Below are 1,011 nucleotides of genomic sequence, written 5' to 3'. Positions count from 1 at the left end.
TGCTCACTTTGCACCGGAATTAGGTGGTCATTTTGAACTGGAATCAGGTGCTCACTTTAAAACGGAATGGGGTGATCAATATAACCGGAATTTGCAATAAATAAAAGGGTATTGTTTTTATAAAAAAGGAAACCTAATTGTTATAAATCAAACAGGCGTTTAGTATTGCTACTAAACGCCTGCTTTGCCCTACCCGTAAGTCTGACTATGCAAATAAAAATTTATTATACTTTATAAAAATTGAAATAATGTTGGCTGTACAGATTCTGCTGCCTTAGCATTATCATTGTAGACGCCTTCGAATTTAATGATAGCCTCAATAGTTCTGTTAGATAAAAAGAACCTGTCGGCAACTTCTTCAATGATAGCATCAATACGCCACTTCGGATTTTTTACCTGTAGATCATAAAAAAGCTTTCTCACTTGGTTGTTTCTTTCGGTAAGTCTTTCATTGCGTGTCATAGTGGCAAAAATATAAATTTTTTCTACATAAAAAAAATCCACTGTGTGGGTTTAAATTTTACGATATAAAAAATAATCTTCTAAAACCAAAATACCATCTTTGATAATAGAATAAACTGCATTTTCCTTACTAGATCTATTATCATCATCTGTATAATAAAAAACAAAACTGAAATTTAAAAATCTATCTGCAAGTGGATAAAATACAACCATTTGTTCCTTTTTTTCTTTTTCTATTTTTCTATAGTGAATTAATATTCGGGTATTATCTAATGCAATTATTTCATTACTGCTACCAGGACCAGTATTTAATTTATCAAACATGATATCAACATATTCTGTTGTACTACCAATAGTATGTGCTTTTTTATCTATATAGATTTCTACATATGGAACTCCATTAGAGACAAAAGAACCATCCTTTTGTTTTATATATGATTTTTGCATTTCTTTATTTTGGGCTATAAATATTTTATGATTTTTGATTCTAATAATTGAGGCGGGTTGTGTACCATTAACTAAAAGAGTGTCTTTTGCAAAATCCTGAGA

Annotated in this window: 2 protein-coding genes; both read right to left on the bottom strand. The window is 30.2% G+C overall.

What is annotated here, in order from left to right; translation table 11 throughout:
- Nucleotides 1-231 precede the first annotated feature (231 nt).
- Complete coding sequence (locus FLACHUCJ7_RS20570; RefSeq protein ID WP_078227916.1) at nucleotides 232-462, bottom strand: hypothetical protein; 231 nt, start codon at nucleotides 460-462, stop codon at nucleotides 232-234.
- A gap of 51 nt (nucleotides 463-513) precedes the next feature.
- The coding region (locus tag FLACHUCJ7_RS20565) for a hypothetical protein (protein ID WP_180910265.1) at nucleotides 514-1,011 on the bottom strand (498 nt) is incomplete at its 5' end.

The sequence above is a fragment of the Flavobacterium salmonis genome, from assembly GCF_903819435.1.
GTDB classification, from domain to species: Bacteria; Bacteroidota; Bacteroidia; order Flavobacteriales; family Flavobacteriaceae; genus Flavobacterium; species Flavobacterium chungangense.
This window is presented reverse-complemented; position numbering and strand designations above follow the sequence as displayed.

What these genes read in the sequence shown, in the direction of transcription:
- FLACHUCJ7_RS20570 (WP_078227916.1), bottom strand. Translation starts at nt 462, where the DNA reads ATGACACGCAATGAAAGACTTACCGAAAGAAACAACCAAGTGAGAAAG.